Source organism: Nocardia carnea, assembly GCF_029868855.1.
In the GTDB taxonomy this organism is placed as follows: Bacteria; Actinomycetota; Actinomycetes; order Mycobacteriales; family Mycobacteriaceae; genus Nocardia; species Nocardia carnea_A.
This window is the reverse complement of sequence record NZ_JARWOV010000264.1, coordinates 1-2,374: the sequence shown is the minus strand read 5'-3', so window position 1 is coordinate 2,374 and position 2,374 is coordinate 1. Positions and strand designations below refer to the sequence as shown.

2 protein-coding genes are annotated in these 2,374 nt (G+C 66.6%); one reads left to right on the top strand and one right to left on the bottom strand.

The features are described 5' to 3' along the window. Nucleotides 1-145 precede the first annotated feature (145 nt). Nucleotides 146-520: a YciI family protein gene (locus QH195_RS27585; protein ID WP_280425894.1), complete on the bottom strand. Its 375-nt coding sequence runs from the start codon at nucleotides 518-520 to the stop codon at nucleotides 146-148. 364 nt (nucleotides 521-884) lie between these two features. On the opposite strand from QH195_RS27585, the gene QH195_RS27580 reads away from it, so the two are divergent. After that, nucleotides 885-1,610: an ATP-binding cassette domain-containing protein gene (locus QH195_RS27580; RefSeq protein WP_280437545.1), complete on the top strand. Its 726-nt coding sequence runs from the start codon at nucleotides 885-887 to the stop codon at nucleotides 1,608-1,610. Nucleotides 1,611-2,374 lie beyond the last annotated feature (764 nt).

Below are 2,374 nucleotides of genomic sequence, written 5' to 3'. Positions count from 1 at the left end.
CCCCCGCAAACACGCGGGGCGCCCGCGTGGGCTATAACTCACTCGCCCGGCCCAATTTGGGGGCGGTTTGTCTATGCCCCCCGACCCAACCTCTAATTCCCCCACTCCCGCAGTGCGCGTGCACTGCGGGACTTCTGTCATATCTCTACTGAGGTGCTTCTTGAAGTGCGCGGACTTCGATGCGTGAGCCCAGCGCGGTGGAGGCTTGTTCGGCCCAGGTCACGGCGGCGGATTCGTCGTCGGCGTCGATGATCCAGAAGCCACCGACGTACTCGGTGGCCGCGACGAAGGGCGCCCGGGTATGCGACGGGACGTCTCCGGTGGCATCGACGGTGATGGCGGTCGAGGGCGGATGCAGCCCACCGGCGGCGATCAGCGCCTCGGCGGCGACGAGGTCGTTGTTGAACTTGTCGACGGCGGCCATCATCGTTTCCAGTTCGGCGGGGTCCATGTCCTGCATCGACTCCATCGTCGGTTCCTCGGCACTGTCATGGGGCAGGGTCAGGAAGTATTGCGGCACTGGGATTCTCCTTCAACACCGATTGATGGTTTTCTTTTCGGGCGAGCGCGGGAAATCCGTGCCCGAGGTCTGTCTTCGAGGTCGCGCAGACAGCGCCGGCGAACCGGCCGGATTCGCTCACCCATCGCCGCGCGAGCGGGCTGTGTTCGGCGCCGCCCTCCATTCCGGGTCCGACGCACGGTCGCCGACTCCTCGACGGTCGTTCGCCGACGACGGGGCCTCAGTCTGCCCGATCGGCCAAGAGGTCGATATCGGTCATATTGCCGGTCTTGTCGCGCCCGGCCGCGGACGCGGCTCGCCCGGCAGGGCGGCCCGGTGGAGGTCCGATGTTTGACAGCAGCGCACCAGACTCGACACTGGTCACATGACAGCCGAACTGAGAGCTCTGACGGTGCACATCGACACCGGGCGTTGGAGCGACACCGTTCTCACCGAAGTGAGTTTGCGGGTTCCGGCCGGATGTATCACCGCCCTGCTCGGAGGTCCCGGCGCCGGGAAGACGATGATTACCTGGGCTCTCACCGATCGCCTGCCCGCTACCGCGCGGACTACCGGCGAGGTGCTGATAGAGGGCACCGTCGGCTACATACCCCAGGACGGCATCGACGCCTTCGTCCCCGACCGCACCGTCGGCGAGCAACTGCGGACGCTCGAGCAGCGGCACGGTGAGTGGGCCGTCGCTCGAGCCTGTGCGGCGGCCTACTATCCGGTGGACGCGCTCGAGTCTCTGCCGAAACACAATTCGGCCGGGCAGATCCAACGCGCGGCTGTCGCGGCCGCCCTGCTCGTGGCTCCCGACGTGCTGATCGCGGACGGTCCGACCGCCTCTCTCGACCGGGGTACCGCCTTCGGCGTGTGGAAATCGCTCCGCGAGTGCGCCGACAACGGGATGGCTCTGCTCGTGGTCACCGGCGACGTGCCGATGCTCACCGCCACCGGCTACGCCGATCTGATCGCGATCGTCGAAGAGGGGCGGTTGCTCGCTGCGGGGACTATCGAGGAGCTGGCGGATTCCGCCGACCCACGGGTGCAGTCGTACTTCCGGCCGGCACTCCGAGGTGTGCCGGGATTCCGGTGGGGCATGATCTGACCTGCTGCGGGCCGTGGTCGCGAGCTCCGAGAGCGCGGCGAACGCGGCAGCCGTTGTCGTCGCGGTGGTGGATCAACTCCTGCCCACCATGGGCTCGGCTCGTCGTGCTTGTGGCCGCCGAGCGTTACGGCGCAGTAGATCTCGGCTCTGATCGCAGCGGTCCGGTGGCTGCCGCAGTGAGCCGCACGCTCGCCGTCTGGAAATCGTGCTCGTCGATTTGTGAATAACGCATCCCAAAACGAGAGTGGCGCTCTACTCTCAGATAGAGTGCGACTCTCGTATTCGATGTGTGACCGGTCCTGACCGGGTAGCTCGGAGTCGTGCAGCGGTGCGGCGGAACGGACCCGCCGGTTACCCACACCGGGCTATTGGAGCTTCACTATGCGTACAGTCCCCCTCCCGAACCGGTGGAACGATGCGAACACGGGGGATCGTGGACCCGCCGCGGCATCGGAGAATTGCCGGCCGGTGGACCGGCCGCCGCACCGCATACCCCATATCGTGGCCGGCTTATCCCGCACCGTCGGCGGCAAGGTGCAGAAGTTCCTCGTTCGCCGTCGTCTGCGCCACCGGTGATCCCGCCGATCCAGTTCGTCTCGTAGTCACCCACTTTCTGGAGTTCTCATGTCAACCATCGAATCCGACCCGGCACGCGACGACACGGGCAGACCCGACGCCGGCCGCAAGGACGGCGCGTCCCGGCAACGCATCGGTGCCGTCCTGGCCGTGATCATCCTGTACACCGAGGTCGGTCCGCTGCAGTA

Bases quoted from the DNA above. Each gene is read 5' to 3' on its own strand.
- QH195_RS27580 (WP_280437545.1), top strand. From the start codon at position 885: ATGACAGCCGAACTGAGAGCTCTGACGGTGCACATCGACACCGGGCGT.